Below are 23760 nucleotides of genomic sequence, written 5' to 3' on the forward strand. Positions count from 1 at the left end.
TCAGTCGGACCATACTTTCCAGGGAGCCGCCTGGGTTGCCCATGCCGCCTCCAGAACCTGCTTGTCGCGCAACGTATCCATGCTCTGCCAATAGCCGTCGTGCACGAAGCTCGAAAGCTTGTCGCGCTCGATCAGCCGGTCCATTGGTTCGGCCTCCCATGTCGTCAGATCGTCGTCGATCAGGTCGAAGATTTCCGGCTCGCACACGAAGAAACCGCCATTGATCAGCCCGCCGTCACCAGCCCGCTTCTCACCGAAGCCGCGCACGGCGGCTCCGTTGTCACTCAGGTGCAGTGCGCCGTAGCGTCCGGGTTGGACCACTGCCGTCAACGTGCACCATGTATCGCGGGATTTGTGGAAGGCCACGAGATCGTTGATGTTGACGTCGCTCACGCCGTCGCCATAGGTCAGGCAGAACGTATCGTCTTCCAGATAGCGGCGCGCGCGACGGATGCGTCCGCCGGTGAGGGAATCCTTGCCGGTGTCGAGGACCGTGACGCGCCAGTTTTCGGTTTGTGCCTGCAACCAGTTCACTTCTCCGGTGCCGAGGTCGATGGCAAAATCGCTGCGCGACGCGCGATAGCGCATGAAGTAATCGCGGATGAAATCGACGCGATAGCCGCCAAGGACGACGAAATCCGAAAACCCGTAATGGGCATACATCTTCATGATATGCCAGAGGATCGGCCGCCCGCCGATCTCCGCCATGGGTTTGGGGCGGATCATCGTCTCTTCGCTGAGCCTTGTTCCAAAACCGCCGGCAAGTATTGCGACCTTCATTCACCAATCCTCCCTGTTATATTTATATGTTATGGGACTGTTTTCCGCTGGTGGCGGCTAGGCCGATGCTGGAGGGAACGCGGAGCAGCTCTCTCAGGAGCGCGCGGAGGTTTGCCAGACCAGTGTCGAATCGAGGCGCCCCGCAGCCATGTGCGCCTCCAGAACCTTGAGGCGGATCAAGGACGAGTTGCGGAAATCCGCATCTCCGAAAGCCATGCGTTCCAGCCCCGCCTTCAACTCCCCGATCGAATCACGCAGCGTCACCTGCGGCTGATGATCGGGCGCTAACGATTTGTAGAGGCCGAAATCGACCCGATAGGACCGGCTGTCCACCGGTGCCTCGGTATTGATGCTGACCTCGGTTCCCGGCAGCATTTCAGCCACGGCCTCGGCGATCTGGCGTACCTGATAGTTGCGGTCGTCACTGCCGACATTGACCGCCAGGTAGCGCCCGCCAGCTTCCGCCGGACGGTCGACCGCCCAGTCGATCGCGCGCGCCATATCGGCGGTATCGATCATCGGTCGCCATGGCGTTCCATCCGAAAGCACGCTGAGCTTGCCGCTGACCATCGCGGACGCGACGAAATCATTCAGCACCAGGTCGAGCCTCAGCCTGTCCGACATGCCGCAGGCAGTAGCGAAACGGAGGCTGGTGATCACCATGTCGGTGTCGATCTGTTCCAGTACCTTTTCAGCGCCGATCTTGGATCGGGCGTAGGCCGTCACGGGATTGACCGGATCGGTCTCCTTGCGCGGACCGCCTTCGGCTATGCCGTAGATGCTGCAACTTGATGCGAAAACGAAATGTTTTACACCTGCGTGGGCAGCAGATCGAGCCAGGGCGATCGTGGTATCCTGGTTGATTTCGTAAGTGATCTTCTCGAATTTGTGACCCATCGGATCGTTCGATATGGCGGCGAGCTGGACAACTGCGTCATATCCGGCAAGCTGTTCGGGCGTGAGGGACCGTACGTCGCCGTAGAATTGTGCATTGAGATTCTGCTCCGGCAGGCACATGGCGCCGGTGAGGCAATGGGCGAAATAGGCATTGTCGAAACCGTGCAGCACGGCATCGGGACGCGCGTGCCGGAGATATTTACATACCGTGGATCCAACATAGCCCATATTTCCGGTAATCAGTATTTTCATCGCAGCCTGTTCCTTGCCAGCGGCTGAAGTTTGTCAATCCGCGACCTGTTGAAATATTGGCGCGGCGTTAGAATATCTCCATAAATTTGCGTGAAAACTGCCTGTGCGGGCTGATGCTTTTTTCACGTTTCGATAAGCCGAAAAGCCCAAAAGACACAAAATGCGATCGGTCTTTTCAGCATCGCGGCGAGAAGCTTAAGGTGTTCGGAAGAGAAAGGTTTCGTTGTACGGAAGAAAAAGCTTTCCTGTTTATGAAACAGGTGCAACGGGCTTTGGGACGTGTCCGCAGCGACTGTTTAGGGACGATGCACGGGCCTCGCCAGGAAGGATTTTGGGCTGGTCATGAGTGGAAGAGCAGGGCTGCGGATACCGTGATCGGAAGCGTCGAGATTGATGCCTGGACCTGGGAAAGGGGGATGGGGCGGCCTTTCTGACACCGGAACCCGTTGGTGCCTTTGGCTGACAATTACCGTCGCATGTGATAGCCGTTATCCGCGTGATTTCATTACGGTCTGCCTGGACGGCATTGGCGGACTGCTCTCTGATATAGCGGACGGCGTGAGTTTTGGTTTCCGAGATGAATTTGTGACTGAATAGAGCAGCAGGAGGATGCGATGTCTGACACCATACTTCCGGTAATGGGCACGCAGGCAGCCATTACGACGAAGATCGTGCCGGTGATTTTGTCTGGTGGCACAGGCAGCCGGCTGTGGCCGCTGTCGCGTGCGAGCTATCCGAAGCAGCTCTGGTCGCTGGTCGGGACCCGGACGATGCTGCAGGAGACGGCCAGTCGCGGGGTTGGGGCGATGTTCGAGGCGCCGATCGTGATCTGCAACCACGACCATCGCTTCCTGATTGCCGAGCAACTGCGCGAGGCGGGGATCGAGCATGCGCGGATCGTGCTGGAACCGGCCGGTCGGAACTCCGCGCCGGCGATTGCCGCCGCCGCCCTGCTGGCCGCCGAAAGCGATCCGGATGCCGTGCTGTGGATCATGGCGGCCGATGCGGTGATCACCCGGCCGGACACGCTGGAACAGCTTCTGCCGGTTGCCGCCGCTGCGGCGCAGCGCGGCCATATCGTCGTCTTCGGCATGCATCCGACCCGTCCGGAAACCGGCTATGGCTATATCGAGGCCGGCAAGCCGCTGGCCAGGTTGCCCGAGGCGAGCACGGTTGCGGGCTTCATCGAGAAGCCGGACGCGGAGACCGCCGCCGAGCTGGTGGCGTCGGGCAAATATATGTGGAATTCGGGGATGTTCGTCTTTACGGCGCACGCCCTGCTCAAGGAAATGGAACTCCATGCCCCGGTGGTGCTGGAACCGGTGCGCCACGCGGTGGAGCGCCGCACCAGTGATTTGGTCTTCCAGCGCCTCGACCCCGCGTCCTTCCTCTCGGCGCCGGATATTTCCTTCGATTACGCGGTGATGGAGCATACCGACCACGCCGCGGTCATTGCGGGGGATTTCGGCTGGACCGACATCGGGAGCTGGAATGCGCTGTGGGATATCGGCGGGAAGGACGGCGACCCGCGATGCGGTGCTGGTGACGCAACATAGCCGGGCGCAGGACGTCAAGAAGATCGTGACGCGCCTGCAGGCCCTGGGACGCAAGGAGGCGGAGGCCCATCACCGCTGTTATCGGCCGTGGGGCTTCTATGAGAGCCTGATCCAGGATGCGCGTTTCCAGGTGAAGCGCATCGTCGTGATGCCGGGTGAGAAACTGTCGCTGCAGAAACATTATCATCGGGCCGAGCACTGGGTTGTGGTCAGTGGCGTGGCGCTGGTGACGCGCAATGCCGAGCAGATCACCGTGCATGAGAACGAGAGCATCTACCTGCCGCAGGAATGCACCCATCGGATGGAAAATCCGGGCCGGATCCCGCTGGTGCTGATCGAGGTGCAGACCGGGTCCTATCTGGGGGAGGATGACATCATCCGCTTCGAGGATACCTACAACCGGACCTGAGGACTGCTGGAACCAGGGACGGATGGCAGGGTGCAAGAGAGAATCGAGGCGGCGAAGATGACAGGACGATCCCGTTTTCTGGTGACCGGTGGCGCGGGCTATGTGGGCAGCCATGTGGTGGCCGCCCTGCGGGACGTGGGGCATGACGTGCTGGTGTTCGACAATCTGCGCACGGGGCACCGGGAGGCGGTGCCCGATGGGGTGACGTTCGTCGAGGGCGACCTGGCGGATCGCGCGATGGTCGATACGATCCTGGCCAGCGGCCCGTGGGATGGGGTGCTGCATTTTGCGGCGCTGTCGCTGGTGGGCGAGAGCATGCAGCACCCGCTGCGCTACATGGAGGCCAATGCGGGGCTGGGCTTTACGCTGATCGACGCCTGTATCCGCCATGGGGTGAAGCGCTTCGTGTTCTCCTCGACGGCGGCGCTGTTCGGGCAGACGGACGATGCGCTGATCACGGAAGCGACGCCGATCATTCCCGGTTCACCCTATGGCGAGAGCAAACATATGGTGGAGCGGGCCCTGCTGTGGGCGGACCGGATCCATGGGCTGCGCAGTGCGTGCCTGCGCTATTTCAATGCCGCCGGCGCCGATCCCGACGGACGGCTCGGAGAGGATCATCGGCCGGAGACCCATCTGATCCCGCTGGTGATCGATGCGGCGCTGGGGCGGAGGGCGGCGCTGCATCTGTTCGGTGACGATTATCCGACGCCCGACGGGACCTGCGTCCGTGACTATATCCATGTCACGGACCTGGCCCATGCCCATCTGGCGGCGCTGGGCGCGATCCATGATCGGAGCGTGGTCTATAATGTGGGCACCGGCCGCGGGCATTCGAACATGGAGGTGATCCGCAGCGTGGAGCGGGTGAGCGGGCGTGTGGTGCCGTGGCATCTGGCACCCCGCCGGCCGGGTGACCCGGCACGGCTGGTCGCGGGGGCCGAGCGTCTGCGGCGGGAGACCGGCTGGACGCCGCGCTTCGTGGAACTCGATGCGATCGTCGAGACGGCCTACCGCTGGCGCCTGGAACATCCCCATGGCTATGGTCCCGGGGACAGCATGCGATAAGCGCGGCGATACGCGATCCGGGCATTTGTGCGGGGCAGGCTTGATTTTGTCCCGGGGTGTCGTTCGGCTACGCAGGGGGAAGAGACCTTGGGAGAGGCGGCATGAAGCTGAGCGCGCGTAACCAGATCAAGGGCACGGTCACGGCGGTGACCAAAGGCCAGACCACTGGGCATGTGACGATCGATATCGGTGGGGGCGTCGTGATTACCTCGGCAATCACGAACGAGGCGATCGACGATCTCGCCCTGGCCGTGGGCGACGAAGCCTATGCCGTTATCAAGGCATCGGACGTAATGGTGGGGAAATAGAGCGCGCCATGTTGGCCGGCTCTATCCCCACATGTCGCGTAGCCGTGCGGCCATGTCGATGCGGACCTGTTTTGCCGCGTCCTGGCGCTTTGCATCCTCCGGCGTGACGACCGGCCAGGCGCGCGTTTCGAAGAGGGGCAGCATGGCCCGGTCGATGAAGCGGGTTCGGGCGGCATAGACATGGCGGTCGCCCATGCCGTGCTGTCCGTGGACATGGAAACGCTGCGGCACGATCAGGTCCAGCGAATCCTTCGCCCGGGTCATGGCGACATAGAGCAGGCGGCGTTCCTCGTCGATTTCCTCGGTCTCGCCGGTGCCGAGGTCGGAGGGGATGCAGCCATCGACGGTATTGAGGACGAAGACGCTCCGCCATTCCTGCCCCTTGGCGGAATGGATGGTGGAGAGGATCAGGTAATCCTCATCCAGCAGCGGCACGCCGGCCTGATCCGAGGTTGCATCCGGCGGGTCCAGCGTCAGGTCGGTCAGGAACCGTTCGCGGGACGGGTAGCCGCCCGCGATCTGTTCCAGTTGCAGCAGGTCGGACAGGCGGGTGGTCGCGTCCTCGTGCAGTCGTTCCAGATGGGGTTCATACCAGTGGCGGATCAGGCCGATTTCCGACGGCCAGCCGGCGGAGCGGTTCCGCAGGCCGTGCATCATGCTGACAAATCCGGCCCAGCCTTCGCCTGCACGGGCGGGTGCCCTGGCCTGCATCAGGGCGGCGATGGGGTCTGGCGCATCCTGCATCGCGTCCAGCACCCGGCGGGCCGAAGTGGGGCCTACGGCGGGCAGCAACTGCATCACCCGGAATCCGGCGACCCGGTCGCGTGGGTTTTCCGCGAAGCGCAGCATGGCCAGCACGTCTTTGACATGGGCGCTGTCGAGAAATTTCAGGCCGCCGAATTTCACGAACGGGATGTTGCGCCGGGTCAGTTCGACTTCCAGTGAGCCGCTATGGTGCGACGCGCGGAACAGCACCGCCTGCTGCTTCAGCATCGTGCCCTGCTCGCGGTCTTCCAGCACCCGTTCGACGATATAGCGGGCCTGGTCGGCATCGTCCTTCACGCTGACCAGGCGGGGCAGGGCGTCGGATGCCCGGTCGGTCCACAGATTCTTGGTGAACCGTTCGGAAGCCTGTTCGATCACCGCGTTGGCGGCGGCGAGGATCGGCTGGCTGGAGCGGTAGTTCCGGTCCAGCGTCAGGACGGTGGCCGGGGTGGGGAAGGCGGACGGGAAATCGAGGATGTTGCGCACCGTCGCGGCCCGGAAGGCGTAGATGCTCTGGGCATCGTCGCCGACGACGGTCAGGCCTGTGCCGTCCGGCTTCATGCCCAGCAGGATCGTGGCCTGCAAGCGGTTGGTATCCTGATATTCGTCGACCAGCACATGGTCCCATGTGCCGCCGATTTCGGCGGCCAGGATAGGGTCGCCCATCATCTGCGCCCAGACCAGCAGCAGGTCGTCATAATCCAGCACGTTCTGGGCCTGCTTGGCCGCGACATAGGTGCCGAACAGCGTCTTGAGCTGTTCCTGCCAGCCCGCGCACCATGGGTAATGCTTCAGCAGCACATCGGCCAGTGGTTGTTCGGCGTTTACCACGCGGGAATAGATCGCCAGGCAGGTGCTTTTGGTCGGGAAGCGGCTTTCGGTCCTCGAGAACCCCAGTTCGTGCCGGACCAGGTTCATCAGGTCGGCGGAATCCTCGCGGTCGTGGATCGAAAAGGCCGGGTCCATGCCGATCTGTTCGGCATGGGCGCGGATGATCCGCGCGCCGATGCCGTGGAACGTGCCGGTCCAGGCCAGGGCATCGGCCATCGTGCCGGCCTTGTCGCCCAGCACCTGGGCGCAGATGCGCTCCACCCGCCGTGCCATCTCGGCACTGGCGCGGCGCGAGAAGGTCATCAGCAGGATGCGGCGGGGATCGGCGCCGTTGACGATCAGATGCGCGACACGGTGGGCCAGCGTGTTGGTCTTGCCCGATCCGGCCCCGGCGATGACCAGAAGGGGCGCGGCCGGAGGGGCTGTGCCTTGCGCGACTCCGTGCGTTACGGCGGCGCGTTGCGCGTCATTCAGCCTGTCGAGATATCCGTCGGCCACGATTGCTCCCGTAACGCCCTGAAAGTGGGATTATTCCCTGATGAGGGTCTGTAGTTTCCGCCATGGCGCGGTGCGGATCAAATGGGATGGGCTGTTTCGAAAGTCGTTGACGCCTATCCTCCGAATGGAACAAATGGGGAACATAATCGCCTGCCCGCCGGTTGGGAAGCCCGGTCGGGACGCCATGGATGGATTGTCTTGCCACATGCCCGCATCCGAATCCCGTCCCGCGCTGGAGGTGCTGCGGGAGCAGATCAGCCGCCTGGAAGGCCGTTCGGGGCGCGGGCGGGCGGTTCTGCCGTTCGGCCTGGACGAGATCGACAGCCGGCTGCCCGGCGGGGGGCTGACGCTGGGGGCCCTTCATGAGGTTGCGGGTGGTGGATGCGATGGTCTGCACGCTGCGGCGGCCGGCCAGTTTTCGGCCGGGATCGCGGGGCGCACGCGGGGGAAGGTGCTGTGGATCGTCAGTCGCCAGGATGTGTTCGCACCGGCCCTGATGCAGGTGGGGCTGGCGGGGCGGCGGGTCATCCATGTGGAGGCCCGGTCGGAGGTGGATGTGCTGGCCTGTTTCGAGGAGGGGCTGCGGCATGGGGGCCTCGGGGCCGTGGTGGCCGAAGTGGCACGGCTGTCGATGACGGCATCGCGCCGCCTGCAACTGGCGGCCGAAGCCTCGGGAACGCTGGGCATCGCGATCCGGCGATGGAGGCGGCCGACCGGGGCGGCCGATTTCGGCCAGCCGACGGCCAGCGTCACGCGCTGGCGGGTGTCGGTTCTGCCATCGGTCGCGCTGCCGGTGCCCGGTGTGGGGCGGCCACGCTGGCGGCTGGAACTGATCCGGGCGCGGGCCGCGGATGAAGCCGTTTTTGAAGTGGAGGCCTGCGATGGCCAGGGGAGACTTGCCCAGGGCGGGCTCGTCGAGAATCGTCTCGCTCTACCTGCCGTTCTGGCCGACGGATCGGATCAGGAAGAGGTTGGGCGCCGGCGCGCCCGCGCCTGAGGCGGCGCTGGCGCTGGTAGGCCGTGTGGGGCGGCGCCGGGTTGTGCGTTCGGTCGATCTCGCCGCCCGCAAGGCGGGATTGTGTCCCGGTACGCCGGTGGCCAAGGCGCAGGCGCTTTATCCCGATCTGATCATCATGGAGGCCGATCCGCAGGGGGACCGCGAGGGGCTGGAAAAACTGGCCTTGTGGTTTCAGCAGCGCATTGCCCCTGTCGCGGCCGCCGACCCGTCGGATGGCATTATGCTGGATACGACCGGGGCCGATCACCTGCATGGGGGCGAGCAGGCCATGCTGGCGGCGATGGTCCAGCGGTTGCGGCGCACCGGGGTCACTGCCAGGGCGGTCGTTGCCGATACGTTGGGGGCTGCGCATGCGCTGGCGCGCTATGGGCAGACGCGGATGCTGGTCGTGCCGCCCGGCGGGGTGTCCGCCGCGATGGCGGACTTGCCGATCGCGGCATTGCGCTTGCCCGATGACATTGTGGATGGGCTGCATGCGCTTGGCGTGTCACGCATCGGCCCGCTTGCCGGTATGCCGCGCGCGCCGCTGGCGCTGCGTTTCGGGCCGGATGTCGCGCGCAGGCTGGACCAGGCGTTCGGGCGGGCGGCCGAGGCCATTGTCCCTGTCCGCCCTGTTGAGCCGGTGGCGGTCAGCCGGAATTTTGCCGAGCCGATCGGTGCCGCCGAGACGATCGCGCGCATGATCGGCATACTGGTGCCGCCACTTTGTCAGTTGCTGGAAGAACGCGGGCAGGGGGGGCGGTGTTTCGACCTGCTGCTGCACCGGGTGGATAGCCGCGTCGAGGCGATCCGGATTATCACTGCCCAGCCGGTGCGGGATGTCGGGCGGCTGGTCCGGTTGCTTTGCGAGAAGATCGAGACCATCGACCCTGGTTTCGGGATCGAGCGGATGGTGCTGACGGCCTCGTGGACCGAGCCGGTGGGGATGCGTCCGGCCATGTCGTTGCTGGGCGAGGCGGAGGAACCAGATGTTTCGGGCCTGATCGATATTCTGGCCAACCGTGTGGGTAGGCAAGCGCTGTATCGCTTTGCGCCGGTCGAAAGCGACATTCCCGAACGCTCTTTCTGCCGCGTGCCCGCCCTGGCACCGGACGAGGCGAAAGACTGGCCGGATCACTGGCCACGCCCGACGCGCCTGCTGCCCCGGCCCGAGCCCGTACAGGCCATGGCTGAACTGCCCGATCAGCCGCCGGTCTTCTTTATCTGGCGCGGTGTCCGGCGGAAGGTGCGATGCGCCGACGGGCCGGAGCGGGTGTTTGGCGAATGGTGGAAGGGGGATGCCGAACTGACCACGGCCCGTGACTATTTCCGGGTGGAGGATACATCCGGCGAGCGGTTCTGGATCTATCGGGCCGGTGACGGGGAACATGGCGAGACCGGATCGCAGGGCTGGTTCCTGCATGGGATCTTCGGATGACCCGCTATGCCGAATTGCAGGTGACGAGTTATTTTTCCTTCCTGCGCGGGGCCTCGTCACCGGCCGAACTGTTCCGGCAGGCGAAGGCGCTGGGGATCGAAGCCCTGGGGCTCTGCGACCGGAACACGCTGGCCGGCATGGTGCAGGCCCATGTGGCGGCGAAGGAGGCCGGAATACGGCTGGTCGTCGGCTGCCGGCTTGACCTGGCCGACTTTCCGCCTGTGCTGGTCTACCCGACCGATCGGGCCGCCTATGGCCGCCTGTGCCGCCTGCTGACCATCGGCAAGGCGCGGGCCGGGAAGGGCAGGTGCCATCTGCTGTGGGATGATCTGGCCGCCTGGGGGGAGGGGCTGCTTGTTCTCCTGATTCCGGATGGGGCGGATGAAGATTGTGCGCGGCATCTGCGTATGCTGAAGGCAGCGTTTCATGATCGGGCCTTTATGGCGCTGACGCTGCGGCGACGGCCCAACGATCAGGTGCGTCTGTATGAACTGGCCGGTCTGGCGCATCGGGCACGGGTGCCGGTGGTAGTGACCAATGACGTGCTGTTCCATATGCATGACCGGCGCATCCTGCAGGATGTCGTGACCTGCATTCGGCACAACACCACCATCGATGAGGCCGGGTTTGCGCGGGAGCGGCATGCCGATCGCTATCTCAAGCCGCCTCATGAGATGGCGCGCCTGTTCGGCCGTTATCCCGAGGCGATCGGCCGTACGATCGAGATCATGGAGCGCTGCACATTCAGCCTGGAGGATCTGGCCTATCAATATCCCGACGAGGTCTCGGTGCCGGGCCGGACGCCGCAGCAGGCGCTGGAGGAACTGACCTGGGAAGGGGCTGGAACATTCTATCCCGAAGGGATTCCCGATGCGGTCAGGAAAAGCCTGGAGCATGAACTGGCCCTGATCGGACGCATGCAGTATGCGCCCTATTTCCTGACCGTGAACAGTATCGTCCGTTATGCCCGCTCCCGGGACATTCTGTGTCAGGGGAGGGGATCGGCGGCCAATAGTGCGGTCTGCTACGTGCTGGGCATCACCGCCATCGACCCGGCGCGCAATAATCTGCTGTTTGAACGGTTTGTCTCCGAGGCGCGGCGCGAGCCGCCGGATATCGATGTCGATTTCGAACATGCGAAGCGCGAGGAGGTGATCCAGTGGGTCTACGGCCATTATGGCCGTGATCGGGCGGCCCTGACGGCGGTGGTGATCCGCTATCGCGCCAAGGGGGCGTTGCGCGATGTCGCCAAGGTCATGGGATTGCCTGAAGATTTGATCCGCACGCTGTCTGGCCTGATCTGGGGTTGGTCGAAGGAGGCGGACCCCGCGTTGTTCAGGGATACCGGCATCGATCTGTCCGACCGGCGCATCCGGCTGACGCTGGATCTGGCGTGCGGCCTGATCGGCGTGCCGCGCCATCTCTCCCAGCATCCGGGGGGCTTCGTGCTGACCCATGATCGGCTCGATGAACTGGTACCGGTCGAGCCTGCGGCGATGGATGAGCGCCAGATCATCGAATGGGACAAGGACGATATCGCTGTGCTGAAATTCATGAAGGTCGATTGCCTGGCATTGGGCATGCTGACCTGCATGAAGAGGGGGCTCGATCTGCTGGCCGAGCATAAAGGGGAGCATTTCACGCTTGCCACCATTCCGGCCGAGGATTCAGGGACCTACGACATGATCTGCAAGGCGGATACGATCGGTGTGTTCCAGATCGAATCCCGCGCCCAGATGTCCATGCTGCCGCGTCTGAAACCGCGTCAGTTCTATGATCTGGTGATCGAGGTTGCCATCGTTCGTCCTGGGCCGATCCAGGGCGATATGGTCCATCCTTATCTTCGCCGTCGTGAAAAACTGGAAGAGGAGGATTATCCGACACCGGAACTGAAAAGCGTTCTGAAGAAAACGCTCGGTATTCCGTTATTCCAGGAACAGGCGATGCAGGTGGCAATGGTCTGCGCCGATTTTTCGGCGGGAGAGGCGGACCAGCTTCGACGGGCCATGGCCACGTTCAAGCACACCGGCAATATGTCGCAGTTTCAGACCCGGCTGATCGAGGGGATGAAGAAGAAAAACTATTCCGAAGCATTTGCGCAGCGGATCTACCAGCAGCTTGAAGGGTTCGGGTCCTACGGTTTTCCGGAAAGCCATGCTGCCAGCTTTGCGATCCTTGCCTATTCGTCGTCCTGGATGAAATGCCATCATCCCGATGTGTTTCTGGCGGCACTGCTCAATTCCCAGCCGATGGGGTTCTATGCTCCAGCCCAACTGGTGCGGGATGCGAGGGAGCATGGAGTCACGGTACGGCCGGTCTGCGTCAATGCCTCGCACTGGGACAGCATGCTGGAAGGACCGGCGACGGAAAAGGGGCGTTTCGCCGTCCGGCTGGGTATGCGTCTGGTCAGGGGCCTGACCGAGAAGGATGCGGCCTGCATTGTGGGCGTTCGGGGGGAGCGGCCCTTTACATCGCTCGATGATCTCTGGCGCAGGACGGAGGTGAGAGTGGTGGCGCTGACGCATCTGGCCGAGGCGGATGCATTCCGGCCCAGTCTTGGCCTACCACGGCGTGAGGCGCTGTGGGCGATCAAGGCGTTGCGGAACGAACCTTTGCCGCTGTTCGCGGCGGCCTCTGTCGCGCGGGAGGCGGACGAACCCGTTGTGCTGCTCCAGCCCATGCGGGAGGGGGCCGAGGTGACGCGGGATTACAACCGGATCGGCCTGACCCTGCGCGACCATCCGGTTGCCTTTCTGCGTAAGGACCTGTGCCGGATGGGTATCGTGTCCTGCCGGCAGGCAATCGAAGCCAAGGATGGCAAGCGCCTGATGGCGGCAGGGCTGGTGCTGGTGCGCCAGCGCCCTGGTTCGGCTGAGGGCGTGGTGTTCCTGACGCTGGAAGATGAAACCAGCGCGCTGAATGTCATTATATGGCGCGATCTGTTCGATAAATATCGCAGCCGGGTCATGGCGGGGCAGATGCTCGCCGTGATGGGGAATGTGCAGAAAGAAGGGGATGTCGTGCATCTCGTGGCGCGCGAGATCACGGATCTTTCGGATCTTCTGGCCGATGTTGGAAATCGGGGAACAGGCGGGGCCGATGGGGAGGGTAGAGAGACGCAAGCTGAAAGAGTTCTCGTGAAATCGAGAAATTTTCACTAGAGGGGCAGGGGCCGTAGGTTCAGAAAGGGGCGAGGGCGCCTGCCTCGGGGTCCGGTTCCTGCTCGTCGATCGACAGGATCGCCTCCTCCCTGCTGGAGAAGGGGCCTGCCAGAAGGATGGTGGGGCCATCCATGATGTACCATCCGTTTTCACGGGGGGCGACGGGATCACTCCTGTCGTCGAGATAGACTGCGATCATCCGAAGCCTCCCATGGGTTACCCGTCAGATATCCTTATGGCCTTTATCAGTCAGGTCTCGTCCTTCAGGGCTTTCTCTTCTTCCTGCCGTGTCGCGAACGGGGTTTCCCGCTTGTTGTCCAGTTCGTTCATGTAGCCGCCGGGATTGCCCAGATTCTCTTCCAGCCGGGCATCTTCGATGGGCTGACCGTTGGCATCGAGGGGAACCGGGGATTCCACCGGGATCTGCCCGGCGTCGGCATTGAGTTCCATCCCGATCAGGTCGGATGCGGCTTCCTTGTAGGCATCCGGGCCGGCGCCGGGCTTCCCGTCGGCAATCCACATCTCCTTTGCCTTGGCGAGAATGCGCGCGTCTCTTTCGGGAGAGGATTCCAGGGGGTTTTCCATTCCAATTGTCCTCGTGAAGGCTTGTGGGTCTGTCTGGTTTGATGGGAGCGGCCGTGGCCTGTTGGGAATGAAACGCTCCATGCCCGCATCCGTTGCCCGCGCCCGCTCGGGGTCGGGCGGGCGGTCAGGCCGCGGGTTGTTCAGGCTGCTCGATGGCAACGGTTGCCTCGCTCGTCAGGACGCGGAAGACGAAGCTTTCCTGCAGGTAAAGCTCGACCGAGTCCGCCGAGTGGGACAGGTAGCCAATCGAAAAATCCTGCCCGATATCCAGTGCCAGGTCGCCGCCGCGCATCGATACGACGAACGCGCCCTCGATGGCCGGGGCCCAGATGATTTTTCCGTCGATCATGCTCTCGATATGGTTGAGGACGGGATAGCCGTCATCATCACCGCCGCTGACATTCGCGAAAGCCTGTGCCCCCAGGACCACCGAATACGGGCCGTTCACGCCAGCCATGCGCAACGCGCTCAGGGCTTCGGCGATGGTGTGCGGATAGTCCTTGGCCTGGGCAGGGAGCTTCAGATGGGCATTCGATGTGCCGTTGCGGATGCCGGGGATGCCCGCTGCCGCGTAGCCGTCGAAGATCGCGCGATCCTCGGCGAAGGCAATCTGCCGTGCCGCGTCCTTGACCGGCTGCCAGTCGGCGTCCAGCGAGCCGCGCTCTACGGCATCGATTTCGGTACGCAGGAGCGTAAAGGGAACGCGCAGTTCCACCAGCGGGAGAACCTCGCGCCGCAGGGCTCGGATGCCGTGGCCGGGGGCGTCGATCAGCGTGCCGCGCCCCGTGCCGACCCCCGCAAATGCGGTCCCTTTCGGTTCCGCCGTATCGACGACGCGCCGGCCAGCGAGGTGGCGGCGGATGGTGCGGGAGGCTTCTTCCTCGATCTGCGCCCAGGCCGCGCTGGAAATGGGGGCCAGATGTCGGTGGAGATTGTTCATGTCAGATTTCCTTACTTCAAGGAGCCGATGCCGAGCGAGCCGTCATGTGGGCCTGTGGCTTGCTGATCGGTGGATGACGTGGCGAGAGTGGGCTGGCCGTCAGGTTCTGGCGCTTCGGGGGCCATGTCTGGCGCGCTGTCGAGGAACTCGCCGGTGGGGATGAAGAACAGGGCACCGGTTACGGCCGTGCTGACATCGAGGAGCCGGTCGTAATTGCCGGGTGGCTTGCCGACGAACATGTTCCGCAGCATCTGCTCGGTGCGCGCGGGGGAGCGCGCATAGCCGATGAAGTAGGTGCCGAACGCTCCTTTGCCCACTTCGCCGAAGGGCATGTTGTCGCGCACGATCTGCAATTGCTGCCCGTTTTCCTCGATATTGGTGAGGACATTATGGGCATAGCTGGGCTTGGCCGCGTCCGCGAGCTCGATATCCGACACCTTGCGGCGGCCGATGATATGTTCCTGCACCTCGGTGGGGATGGCATCCCATTTCTTGAGGTCATGCAGGTATTTCTGGACGATGACATAGCTGCCACCTGCGAAAGCGGGGTCTTCGTCTCCGACGATGGCCGCGTCGAGCGCGGGTTGTCCGGTCGGGTTCTCGGTTCCGTCCACGAAGCCGAGCAGGTCTCGCTCGTCGAAATATTTGAACCCGTGGACTTCATCCACGATCTCGCCGGCGCCTTCCAGCCGGGAGACGATGGCGGCCGCGAGTTCGAAACAGAGATCCATCCGCGTCGCGCGGATATGAAAGAGCAGGTCGCCCGGCGTGGCGGGGGCGTGGTGCACGCCCCGGATTTCCTGGAACGGGTGGAGGTCCCGGGGGCGGGGTGTGCCGAAGAGTTGATCCCAGGCATGCGAACCGATGCCCGTGATGCAGCTTAACCTCCCATCGGGGATCCGGAAGCCGACGCCGCGCACCAGAGATGAGAGATCTCCCAGCAGATCGCGGACCTGGGCGTTGATCGAAACGCTCTCATTTAATGTTGCGACAAGAAAGATGGCTGCCTGGGTCAGCTTCGTACCAACGGGTTGCGGTGTAGCCAACGGACTGAAACTCCCTGCGGACGGGCTCGTATATAGAACATTCACTGAGGTTCAGCATAGGCAGATGGCTGTTGATGACAAGCGGCCGGGGTGGAGGACATAACCAGACCGGTCAAAATTCGCTCCTGCTTGTAAGCAGGACATATAGTTTCATAAGGAACAGGTCTTGGACGCCCGGTTGGCGGGTGATCTAGCAGAAATACCGGAGCATTGTGGCATGGCTGAGGGGTTCTGTTCTCTGGATTGCGTGCCGATGTTCCGCTTTTAGGAAGGTGTTGATGCAGACCGCTCCTGACTTCGCGCTGCTTCTCGCGCGCTTTCAATTCGCCTTTACCGTAGGCGTTCATATCATCTTTCCGGCCTTCTCCATCGGGCTGGCGGCTTATCTGGCCGTTCTGGAGGGGCTGTGGCTGAAGACCGGGCGGCAGGTCTTTCTTGACCTGTACCGCTACTGGATCAAGGCGTTCTCGATCGTCTTCAGCATGGGGGTCGTGTCCGGGCTGGTCATGTCCTATGAATTCGGGACCAACTGGTCGGTCTTTTCGAAGAAAGCCGGGCCGATTACGGGTGTTCTTCTGTCCTACGAGGTCATGACCGCCTTCTTCCTGGAGGCCGGGTTCCTCGGCGTCATGCTGTTCGGCATGAACAAGGTCGGGCGAGGGTTGCATTTTGCGGCCACCTGCTGCGTTTCGGTGGGAACGCTGATTTCGATGACCTGGATCCTGGCATCGAATTCGTGGATGCAGACCCCGCGCGGCTATACGATCGACCCGGCCACCGGGCGCTTCATGCCGGATGACTGGCTGGCCATCATCTTCAATCCGTCCTTCCCGTTCCGGCTGGTCCATATGGGGCTGGCGGCGTTTCTCTCCGTTGCATTCGTGGTGGGGGCGACCGGTGCGTGGCATCTGCTGAAGGCGCGGCGGGCTGGTGCGATGGCGCGAGAGCCGGTGCGGGTGATGTTCTCCATGGCCATGTGGATGGCCGCGATCGTGGCGCCGCTGCAGATTCTGGCCGGAGATGCGCATGGCCTGAACACGCTGAAATATCAGCCGGTGAAGATCGCAGCGATGGAAGGCGACTGGGAGACCGAGGGGCGGGCATCGGAGCTTCTGTTCGGTATTCCGAACATGAAGACGGAACGGACGGATTATGCCGTGAAGGTGCCGCTGCTTGGCTCGTTGATCCTGACGCACAGTCTCGACGGCAAGGTGCCGGGGATGAAGGATTTTCCCCGTGACCAGCGGCCGCCGTCGCCGGTCATTTTCTTTTCGTTCCGTATCATGGTCGCGCTTGCCATGCTGATGGCGTTGGTAGGGTTCTGGTCGCTGTGGCTGCGCCGGACCAAGGCCCTGTTTATCAGCCCGATCTTTCATCGTGTGGCATTGTGCATGGCGCCTGCCGGCTTCATCGCGCTGCTGTGCGGTTGGATTACCACCGAGGTCGGGCGGCAGCCCTGGACGGTCTATGGGCTTCTGCGGACGTCCGAGAGTGTTTCGCCGATCGTCCTTTCCAGCATGGCGGTGACGCTGGCGGCTTTCGTCGTGGTCTATGTGATCGTGTTCGGGTCGGGTCTGGTGATCCTGCTCCGTCTGCTGGGTCGCGCGCCGGAAGAGGGCGAGCACAATGCCAGCCCTGCCCATGCCGCCGACGTTCTGGCGACCCATACGCATCCGGGCATCGCCGGCCCCATTCCCGGTGAAGGAGCCTGATCATGATGGATTTCGCACATTGGCTTCCTATCGTGTGGGCTGTCATTCTCGTGGCCGCGATTACGATCTACGTCATTCTCGACGGGTTCGATCTGGGCATCGGGATGCTGTTTGCGCTGGAACGCAATCAGGGACGGCGGGATGTGATGATCAATACCATCGCGCCGGTCTGGGACGGGAACGAGACGTGGATGGTCCTGGGCGGCGCCGTGCTCTACGGCGTGTTTCCGGGAGCTTATGCCACGCTTCTGCCGGCCTTCTACCTGCCGATCGTGCTGATGCTGCTGGCCCTGATCTTTCGCGGCGTGTCGTTCGAATTCCGCATCATGACGCGGGAAACCGCGCGTGAGGCGTTATGGGAAGTCGGTTTCATGGCCGGGTCGGGCATTGCCGCCTTCAGTCAGGGCGTGATCCTTGGCGGCGTGATCCAGGGCATTGCCGTTACCAATGGGGAATTTACCGGCGGGGCGCTCGACTGGCTGACGCCCTTCAGTGTTCTGTGCGGGCTGGCGGTCATGTGCGGATATAGCCTGCTGGGTGCGACCTGGCTTGTTTGGCGGACGACCGGTGTGCTGGAGGCGTCCTGCCGCAAATGGGGTAAGTGGCTGGCCATCGGGCTGTTCCTTGGCATCGTGGCGGTCAGTCTGTGGACGCCGTTACTGCATGCGCCTTATCTGCGGCGCTGGACCGACTGGCCGAATATTCTCTTCGTCGCGCCGGTGCCTGTGCTGGTCGTCGTGCTGGGTGCGCTGCTGGCCCTGGGATTGCGTCGCGGCCATTCCTGGGGGCCGTTCCTGTGTGCTCTCGGCTGGTTCTTCCTGTGCCTCTCGGGGCTCGGGATTACGGTCTGGCCGTATGCCGTGCCGCCCAGCCTGACGCTGTGGGATGTCTCTTCGCCGCCGTCGAGCCAGTTCTTTCAGCTTGTCGGTACCGCTATCCTGCTGCCGATCATCCTGACCTATACGATTTATTCCTACCGTGTGTTCCGCGGGAAAGTGACGGAAGCCGATGGTTATCACTGAGATCGTAAAAGGGAATGGAGATGATGCGCCGAAGCGCCTCGGAGCACGGATAGGCTGGTTCGTGATTATCTGGGCGCTTAGCACAGTGGCGTTTTTCGTGGTGGCGTCTCTGCTCCATCTGATGGTTCCCAAATGATGGGTCAGTTCCTGTACTGGTTCAGATAGAATTCGATTGGGACGGTAAGGGTGATCGCATTGCCCGGAATGCTGTCGGGGGGAATCGGTAGGGGTTCCGCCCTGTGTATAAGGGCAAGCGTCTCTTCATCCAGAGTCGCATAGTGCGAACTGGAACTGATTCGTGCCGACAGCACATGCCCTTTGCGATCCATCGCGAAATGCAGCATGGCGGTACCCTCTTCGTGACGGGTTTGGGATTCGGCTGGATAACGCTTGTATTTTTCAAGGCGTGCCAGCAATTCACCCTGCCATGTGACCGGATCATGGCTTGCCTGCGATGACGCAGCACCGGAAACGGGTGTCGCGGAGGATGGTGCGGAAGGGGCATCCGAGGATGGGGGAGCCGTTGTTTCCTGCGCCGGTGGGGTTTTGTCCGGAACCGGCTTTCGTTCATGCGCCGGGGACAGGATCTGTTTTTTCAGCGGGCGGGGCTTCTCGGGTCGCGCCACCGGAACAGGCGGCGTCGGAGCGGGGGAGGGGGGAGCCGTTATTCTGGGCGGTGGATCCGGTTGCGGTGCGGGTTCGGCCATCGTCTGCTGGGGACCGGGCGGTGTGTCCGTTGACGGCGAGGGGGCAGCCACCGGTTCGGGCGCCAGATCAATGGCGATGGCCGCCGGAGGAGAGGCCACCGGGACCGGTGATGCCGGCTTCAGTCGTATCAGGCCCCATATGCCGGCCGATGACAGGACGACCACGATAAAGGCCGATGTTGCCCAGCGAATGGTGTCGTCATGCCGCTCGCGCCGGGCGCGGGCCTGTCGCAGCAGGGAGAACGCGGGCTGACTGCCCGCTGGCGGGGCAGCGTCTGCTATTTCAGCAGGAAATGCGGTGGTGCTCACGGTGCGTTACCTTCTTCCTGGCCCTGGAGATTGACCAGCGCGACCTTGAGGTATCCGGCGGCCCGCAGCTTATCCATCACGCCCATCAGGGTGCCGTAATCGACGGTCTTGTCGGCGCGCAGGAAGATCCGTTCGTCCTTGTTGCCCCTGGTTGCCGTTGCCAGCGCCGCCGGCATGGCGTCGGCCGCGATGTCGTCTTCGCCCAGTGCCAGGCCGTGATCGGCCTTGACGGTCAGGAACACCGGATTATCCGGACGCGGGACCGGCTTTTCGGTCGAGGACGGAAGGTCCACCGGGACATTCACCGTGGTCAGCGGGGCGGTGACCATGAAGATCACCAGCAGCACCAGCATCACGTCGATGAACGGCGTGACGTTGATTTCGCTCGCCTCGTGCGGGCTTTCATCGGCATGGCGGATATGGATCATCGAGCCTCACTCCCCGGCGATGCGGGAGCCGAAATGCACGACCTGCCCGCTGGCGGTGAGCATCTGCATGCGGCCCAGGTCGCGCGAGACCAAGCGCATGACCAGCGCCGTCAGGTCGGCCACCTGCGCGCGGCAGGCGGCGGACTGGCGGGCGAGATGGTTGTAGATCACCACCGCCGGAATCGCCGCCACCAGACCCAGCGCGGTGGCCAGCAGGGCCTCGGCGATGCCGGGGGCGACGACCGCGAGGCTGGTCGCCTTGCTCGCCGCGATGCCGGTAAAGGAGGTCATGATGCCCCACACGGTGCCGAACAGGCCGATGAAGGGCGAGGTGGCGCCGATGGTGGCCAGCAGGCCGGTGCCGCGCATGAGCCTGCGCCCCTCGGCGGCTTCCAGGCGCTCCAGATGCAGGACGATCCGCTCCTTCAGGCCGTCATGGTCGTCGGGGATGTCGTGCGAGCGGGCGCGTTCTTCCTCGGCGGCTGCAACGAACATGTGCCCGACGCTGCGTGTGGCCTGGCTCCGCTCTTCCGCGATCTGGAGGGAGCCGGCTTCGGCAAGGCTTCGTTCGTCCTGATCGAGGCGCCGTTTGAGGCGGAAGAACTCGACGGATTTCGCGAGAAGGACCGTCCAACTCACCACTGATGCAAAAGCCAGCAGTGACATGACCATACGGACAACCGGGCCGGCATTGAGAAACATCTCCCAAGGAGAAAAAGACATCGCAGCGGACGGCAGTGGGGACATGGTGACGAATACCTTCGACAGGGCGGACCGGTGCGCGGTGATGGAGAACCACGCGACTCGATGAAATTTCGTCGGATATATGGCTTACATGGAGAGAATATGCAACTAAGAGTCGATTGCATAAACGCATCGGCGGAATGTCATTCCGTGTCAATTGTTACTGGAAAGATCAATGCTGTTACATATTCCCCAAGTGCTAACGCCGGATGAACTGGCGTATTGCCGTCGGGTGCTGGATTCGACCGCATGGATCGATGGCAAGGTGACAGCCGGGGACCAGTCGGCCAAGGCAAAGGTCAATCTGCAGGTCCCACAATCCTCCGACGCCAGCCGGGAGTTGGGAACGCTCGTATTGCGGGCACTGGCACGGAGCGATGCCTTTACCAGCGCGGCGCTGCCCCTGCGTGTCTTTCCGCCGCTGTTCAATCGGTACGACACGGGCATGTATTTTGACGCGCATGTCGATAATGCGATTCGTCCAGATCCTGAAACGGGCTTTCGCGTACGCACGGATGTATCGTCCACGCTCTTCCTGACCGGGCCGGAAGAATATGACGGCGGGGAACTGGTGATCCAGGACACATACGGGACCCATAGCGTCAAGCTGCCGGCGGGCGATCTGGTTCTGTATCCTTCGACAAGCCTGCATAGCGTTCGCCTCATTACGCGGGGCAGCCGGTGGGCGTCGTTCTTCTGGACGCAATCGATGGTAAAAGATGATGGATGTCGCACGATTCTCTACGAGTTCGACCGATCGATCATGGCGGCCAGGCAGTCGCTGCCGGATAGCAATCCGGCAGTTCTCGGCCTGACATCCACCTATCACAATCTGGTTCGCAGATGGTCGGAGTTGTGATGAATCTGCAACATCCACGCTGGTGAATCGCGCTGATGCGCGTTCGGATAGGCTTTCTTGTTGCGAATGTATATTATTCGCATATAAGGCGCCCTGTCATGAAAAACAGAGTCTCGTAAATGAATGCGGGTGCTTCCAGCCCGCCGAGTGAGGTGACAATGGATCGGTCTGCTCGTGCCAGTTTCCCGATGAAGCGCTTCGGGATGGCGATTATGTTGGGTGTAACAGCCGGGGTCGGGTTAAGTGAAGGAGAGGCCGATGCCCAGGAACTGAAGACTGAGCCTGAGGCGACGGATTCTGCCATCAAGCTGCCGGCTGTTCGTGTGCGTGGTGAGGACACCACGCACGATATCCCTAATACGAATGAGATGACGCTCGACATCAGTCGGATGCCGACCTCGGTGCGTGAGACGCCGCAGACCCTCAGCGTCGTGCCGCAGGAAATCATCAAGGAACAGCGTCTTTATACGTTGGACCAGGCGCTGGCGAATGTTCCGGGAATTACGCTTTCGACCGGTGAAGGGCGCGGCGGCCTGAATGGCGATCAGTTCCGTATTCGCGGCCAGCAGGCGCGTGGCGATATCTATACCGACGGTTTGAAGGATTTCGGTACATATACGCGGGATATCTTTGATATCGAGAATGTCGAGGTTATCAAGGGGCCGGCTGGTGAATATTTCGGCGCCGCCAATCTTGGCGGGTTGATCAACGAGTCTCTGAAAAAAGCCCATGCGGGCACATCGTATAATTACGATCAGGCCTTCGGGAGCGCCGACCTCTATCGTGGGCAGGCTGACGTCAACTACCAGATCAGTGATAATGTCGCCCTGCGCATCAATGGGATGTACAACCAGAGTGGTGTGCAGGATCGGGATTACGTCTTTTCCAACCGCTACGGCGCGGCGGTCGATCTCGGTGTCGGACTGCATAGCAAGACATCCTGGCACCTGAACTGGCGCTGGCTGCATACGGATAGTATTCCCGATTATGGCGTTCCGATGCTCTTGACGGCGAGCGGCGTCTATCGGCCGATTACCAGCGAGGGTCTGAACCGCGATACGACCTATGCACGTAGCGCCGACCGCGACAATTCCGACATCCACAGCATCACGTCTTCGGTGAAATCGGAAATTTCGTCGTGGTTTACATTGACGAACAATACGCGTCTGACGAAATACGAACGTAATTACGCTTCGACGACTCCGGGAGCGTGCAGCAGCGCGGACTGCGTAAGCCAGTTCCTCGCCGGCGGCAATCCGGCCCTGACCTATGGCGCGGGTGGTGGCGCGGCCTATCTGTCGAAGGGCTGGGGCGCAGAAAACGTCCTGATGGGGAATGCCCGCTTCAATACGGGGTTTGTGAAACACGATCTCAAATTTGGTGTGGACGTGAATTACCAGGACGAGAACCGCTATGTCGGGACCTGGTATGGACGCACCAACACCCAGACGATCCGCAACACATCCCATTCGTCGGGTGGCGCATATATTCGCTTCCCGAATTCCCAGATGGCGAATTCCGATGAGCGGGATGTCGGGCTGTTCCTGTCGGATCATATCCAACTGACGAAGCAACTGGCCCTGTTCGGTTCGGTGCGCTGGGATGCGTTCCAGTCCACTTTCGCCGGTTATCAGTTGTCGGCTACGCCCCTGTCACGCCAGAAGCAGGACGCCGACCGGTGGAGCCCGTCGGGAAGTATCGTTTATTCTCCACTCAAGGATTCGTCCTTCTATTTCACTTTCTCGCGCTCCTACAAGCCGATCGGGACCGACGTATCGTCTCAGGTGACCATTCTTGCCAGCGACACGCCGCAGAATGGCGCCGATTTCAAGCCACAGCGCAGCGATCTGTTCGAGTTCGGGAACAAGACCGATTTCTTCAACAAGCGCCTGGGCATGACCATCGCATTCTTCCAGATCAACCAGAACAATTCTTACTATTATGATCAGAACGGCGATGTCGTTACTGGTTTCAGTGACTCGGGGGTTGGTCTTCGGACGCGAGGCGTCGAGCTGAGCCTGACCGGAAAAATCACCAAGAACTGGGATATTTACGGTTCCTATTCCTATATGGACGGTCGGATCAATCATAGCGCAACATATGACGGGAATCAGGCTCCCGGCGTTTCACACAACAACTTCTCGCTCTGGACATCTTACGATGTTTCGGATCATCTGCTTAATTCGGGATGGGGGCGCATCAAAGTAGCCGGGGGCGCACAATATGCGTCGGGCTACTGGGCGAATGGCGACTTCGCCAATACGGCACGTATTCCCTATCAGTTCTCGCTGAATGGCATGTTGTCGTGGGAAATGAAGCACTATCGGGTTTCGTTCAACGCCAACAACATTACCGACCATCTGAATTATGCATCCTCGTTCAGCACGAGCCGTGTGGTTCCTGGGCCGGGTCGTTCCTTCATTGGAAATATTGGCCTGACCTTCTGAT

Annotated in this window: 21 protein-coding genes and 1 pseudogene; 12 read left to right on the forward strand and 10 right to left on the reverse strand. The window is 62.1% G+C overall.

Going from position 1 to position 23760, the window contains the following annotated elements; translation table 11 throughout:
• Positions 1–780: a glucose-1-phosphate cytidylyltransferase gene (gene rfbF, locus ACMAUO_RS19605; protein ID WP_420358581.1), complete on the reverse strand. Its 780-nt coding sequence runs from the start codon at positions 778–780 to the stop codon at positions 1–3.
• A 93-nt stretch (positions 781–873) separates the two neighbouring features.
• Entirely contained in the window at positions 874–1929 is a 1056-nt protein-coding gene (locus tag ACMAUO_RS19610) for an NAD-dependent epimerase/dehydratase family protein (RefSeq protein WP_420358582.1), read from the reverse strand.
• An 86-nt stretch (positions 1930–2015) separates the two neighbouring features.
• Between ACMAUO_RS19610 and ACMAUO_RS19615 the strand changes: the two genes are divergently transcribed.
• The 4 genes and pseudogenes from ACMAUO_RS19615 (at position 2016) to ACMAUO_RS19630 (ending at position 5270) form a co-directional block, all read left to right on the forward strand.
• Positions 2016–2363 carry a hypothetical protein gene (locus ACMAUO_RS19615; protein ID WP_420358583.1) on the forward strand — a complete coding sequence of 116 codons (348 nt, stop codon included), beginning with the start codon at positions 2016–2018 and terminating at the stop codon, positions 2361–2363.
• A gap of 180 nt (positions 2364–2543) precedes the next feature.
• A pseudogene (locus tag ACMAUO_RS19620) lies at positions 2544–3894 on the forward strand (mannose-1-phosphate guanylyltransferase/mannose-6-phosphate isomerase).
• 57 nt (positions 3895–3951) lie between these two features.
• Entirely contained in the window at positions 3952–4962 is a 1011-nt protein-coding gene (gene galE / locus ACMAUO_RS19625) for a UDP-glucose 4-epimerase GalE (RefSeq protein ID WP_420358584.1), read from the forward strand.
• A 101-nt stretch (positions 4963–5063) separates the two neighbouring features.
• Positions 5064–5270: a TOBE domain-containing protein gene (locus ACMAUO_RS19630; protein WP_114728029.1), complete on the forward strand. Its 207-nt coding sequence runs from the start codon at positions 5064–5066 to the stop codon at positions 5268–5270.
• A gap of 21 nt (positions 5271–5291) precedes the next feature.
• Here ACMAUO_RS19630 and ACMAUO_RS19635 read toward each other — a convergent pair whose 3' ends face one another.
• Positions 5292–7364 carry an ATP-dependent helicase gene (locus ACMAUO_RS19635; protein WP_420358585.1) on the reverse strand — a complete coding sequence of 691 codons (2073 nt, stop codon included), beginning with the start codon at positions 7362–7364 and terminating at the stop codon, positions 5292–5294.
• Between the two features lie 205 nt (positions 7365–7569).
• Between ACMAUO_RS19635 and ACMAUO_RS19640 the strand changes: the two genes are divergently transcribed.
• From ACMAUO_RS19640 to ACMAUO_RS19650, 3 genes are read left to right on the forward strand one after another with little or no spacing between them, the layout of a single operon-like run.
• Positions 7570–8361 carry an ImuA family protein gene (locus ACMAUO_RS19640; protein ID WP_420358586.1) on the forward strand — a complete coding sequence of 264 codons (792 nt, stop codon included), beginning with the start codon at positions 7570–7572 and terminating at the stop codon, positions 8359–8361.
• Positions 8246–9799 carry a DUF6504 family protein gene (locus ACMAUO_RS19645; RefSeq protein ID WP_420358587.1) on the forward strand — a complete coding sequence of 518 codons (1554 nt, stop codon included), beginning with the start codon at positions 8246–8248 and terminating at the stop codon, positions 9797–9799. The genes ACMAUO_RS19640 and ACMAUO_RS19645 overlap by 116 nt, the downstream gene beginning before the upstream one ends.
• Complete coding sequence (locus tag ACMAUO_RS19650; protein ID WP_420358588.1) at positions 9796–12960, forward strand: error-prone DNA polymerase; 3165 nt, start codon at positions 9796–9798, stop codon at positions 12958–12960. Before ACMAUO_RS19645 ends, ACMAUO_RS19650 begins: the two co-directional genes overlap by 4 nt.
• Positions 12961–12979: 19 nt before the next feature.
• Here the strand turns inward: ACMAUO_RS19650 and ACMAUO_RS19655 are convergent, their stop codons facing one another.
• From ACMAUO_RS19655 to ACMAUO_RS19670, 4 genes are all read right to left on the reverse strand, one after another.
• The gene (locus ACMAUO_RS19655; protein ID WP_420358589.1) at positions 12980–13159 is read right to left on the reverse strand and encodes a hypothetical protein; all 180 of its coding nucleotides are present in this window, start codon (positions 13157–13159) and stop codon (positions 12980–12982) included.
• Between the two features lie 50 nt (positions 13160–13209).
• Positions 13210–13545 (reverse strand): hypothetical protein, encoded by a 336-nt coding sequence (locus tag ACMAUO_RS19660; RefSeq protein WP_420358590.1) that lies wholly within the window; start codon positions 13543–13545, stop codon positions 13210–13212.
• A gap of 124 nt (positions 13546–13669) precedes the next feature.
• On the reverse strand, positions 13670–14485 hold the full coding sequence (locus ACMAUO_RS19665; protein WP_420358591.1) for a family 1 encapsulin nanocompartment shell protein: 816 nt from the start codon (positions 14483–14485) through the stop codon (positions 13670–13672).
• 11 nt (positions 14486–14496) lie between these two features.
• A complete protein-coding gene (locus tag ACMAUO_RS19670) occupies positions 14497–15531 on the reverse strand; it encodes a Dyp-type peroxidase (protein WP_420358592.1) in 1035 nt (344 codons plus the stop codon).
• Positions 15532–15809: 278 nt separating this feature from the next.
• Here ACMAUO_RS19670 and ACMAUO_RS19675 point away from each other — a divergent pair, with 278 nt between their 5' ends.
• Genes ACMAUO_RS19675 through ACMAUO_RS19685 form a run of 3 tightly spaced genes read left to right on the forward strand, consistent with a single transcriptional unit; the run spans position 15810 to position 18401 of the window.
• Complete coding sequence (locus tag ACMAUO_RS19675) at positions 15810–17243, forward strand: cytochrome ubiquinol oxidase subunit I (RefSeq protein WP_420358593.1); 1434 nt, start codon at positions 15810–15812, stop codon at positions 17241–17243.
• A 2-nt stretch (positions 17244–17245) separates the two neighbouring features.
• Complete coding sequence (gene cydB / locus ACMAUO_RS19680; protein ID WP_420358594.1) at positions 17246–18265, forward strand: cytochrome d ubiquinol oxidase subunit II; 1020 nt, start codon at positions 17246–17248, stop codon at positions 18263–18265.
• Positions 18252–18401: a DUF2474 domain-containing protein gene (locus tag ACMAUO_RS19685; RefSeq protein WP_420358595.1), complete on the forward strand. Its 150-nt coding sequence runs from the start codon at positions 18252–18254 to the stop codon at positions 18399–18401. The genes cydB and ACMAUO_RS19685 overlap by 14 nt, the downstream gene beginning before the upstream one ends.
• 4 nt (positions 18402–18405) lie before the next feature.
• Here ACMAUO_RS19685 and ACMAUO_RS19690 read toward each other — a convergent pair whose 3' ends face one another.
• Genes ACMAUO_RS19690 through exbB form a run of 3 tightly spaced genes read right to left on the reverse strand, consistent with a single transcriptional unit; the run spans position 18406 to position 20456 of the window.
• On the reverse strand, positions 18406–19254 hold the full coding sequence (locus tag ACMAUO_RS19690; protein WP_420358667.1) for an energy transducer TonB: 849 nt from the start codon (positions 19252–19254) through the stop codon (positions 18406–18408).
• A gap of 23 nt (positions 19255–19277) precedes the next feature.
• Positions 19278–19709 carry a TonB system transport protein ExbD gene (exbD, locus tag ACMAUO_RS19695; RefSeq protein ID WP_420358596.1) on the reverse strand — a complete coding sequence of 144 codons (432 nt, stop codon included), beginning with the start codon at positions 19707–19709 and terminating at the stop codon, positions 19278–19280.
• 6 nt (positions 19710–19715) lie between these two features.
• Positions 19716–20456 carry a tonB-system energizer ExbB gene (gene exbB / locus ACMAUO_RS19700; RefSeq protein ID WP_420358597.1) on the reverse strand — a complete coding sequence of 247 codons (741 nt, stop codon included), beginning with the start codon at positions 20454–20456 and terminating at the stop codon, positions 19716–19718.
• A gap of 172 nt (positions 20457–20628) precedes the next feature.
• On the opposite strand from exbB, the gene ACMAUO_RS19705 reads away from it, so the two are divergent.
• Both ACMAUO_RS19705 and ACMAUO_RS19710 read left to right on the forward strand, forming a co-directional pair.
• Entirely contained in the window at positions 20629–21312 is a 684-nt protein-coding gene (locus ACMAUO_RS19705; RefSeq protein ID WP_420358598.1) for a Fe2+-dependent dioxygenase, read from the forward strand.
• A 158-nt stretch (positions 21313–21470) separates the two neighbouring features.
• Entirely contained in the window at positions 21471–23759 is a 2289-nt protein-coding gene (locus ACMAUO_RS19710; RefSeq protein WP_420358668.1) for a TonB-dependent receptor, read from the forward strand.
• The last annotated feature ends 1 nt before the right edge of the window (position 23760 follow it).

This window comes from Gluconacetobacter brunescens (assembly GCF_048695475.1).
Lineage (GTDB): Bacteria > Pseudomonadota > Alphaproteobacteria > Acetobacterales > Acetobacteraceae > Gluconacetobacter.

Coding starts and splice junctions, on each gene's coding strand:
- ACMAUO_RS19610 (WP_420358582.1), bottom strand. CDS start 1,929: ATGAAAATACTGATTACCGGAAATATGGGCTATGTTGGATCCACGGTA.
- ACMAUO_RS19665 (WP_420358591.1), bottom strand. CDS start 14,485: ATGAACAATCTCCACCGACATCTGGCCCCCATTTCCAGCGCGGCCTGG.
- exbD (WP_420358596.1), bottom strand. CDS start 19,709: ATGATCCATATCCGCCATGCCGATGAAAGCCCGCACGAGGCGAGCGAA.
- ACMAUO_RS19655 (WP_420358589.1), bottom strand. CDS start 13,159: ATGATCGCAGTCTATCTCGACGACAGGAGTGATCCCGTCGCCCCCCGT.
- ACMAUO_RS19640 (WP_420358586.1), top strand. CDS start 7,570: ATGCCCGCATCCGAATCCCGTCCCGCGCTGGAGGTGCTGCGGGAGCAG.
- ACMAUO_RS19650 (WP_420358588.1), top strand. CDS start 9,796: ATGACCCGCTATGCCGAATTGCAGGTGACGAGTTATTTTTCCTTCCTG.
- ACMAUO_RS19630 (WP_114728029.1), top strand. CDS start 5,064: ATGAAGCTGAGCGCGCGTAACCAGATCAAGGGCACGGTCACGGCGGTG.
- ACMAUO_RS19675 (WP_420358593.1), top strand. CDS start 15,810: ATGCAGACCGCTCCTGACTTCGCGCTGCTTCTCGCGCGCTTTCAATTC.
- exbB (WP_420358597.1), bottom strand. CDS start 20,456: ATGTCCCCACTGCCGTCCGCTGCGATGTCTTTTTCTCCTTGGGAGATG.
- cydB (WP_420358594.1), top strand. CDS start 17,246: ATGATGGATTTCGCACATTGGCTTCCTATCGTGTGGGCTGTCATTCTC.
- ACMAUO_RS19710 (WP_420358668.1), top strand. CDS start 21,471: ATGGATCGGTCTGCTCGTGCCAGTTTCCCGATGAAGCGCTTCGGGATG.
- rfbF (WP_420358581.1), bottom strand. CDS start 780: ATGAAGGTCGCAATACTTGCCGGCGGTTTTGGAACAAGGCTCAGCGAA.
- ACMAUO_RS19660 (WP_420358590.1), bottom strand. CDS start 13,545: ATGGAAAACCCCCTGGAATCCTCTCCCGAAAGAGACGCGCGCATTCTC.
- galE (WP_420358584.1), top strand. CDS start 3,952: ATGACAGGACGATCCCGTTTTCTGGTGACCGGTGGCGCGGGCTATGTG.
- ACMAUO_RS19685 (WP_420358595.1), top strand. CDS start 18,252: ATGGTTATCACTGAGATCGTAAAAGGGAATGGAGATGATGCGCCGAAG.
- ACMAUO_RS19645 (WP_420358587.1), top strand. CDS start 8,246: ATGGCCAGGGGAGACTTGCCCAGGGCGGGCTCGTCGAGAATCGTCTCG.
- ACMAUO_RS19705 (WP_420358598.1), top strand. CDS start 20,629: ATGCTGTTACATATTCCCCAAGTGCTAACGCCGGATGAACTGGCGTAT.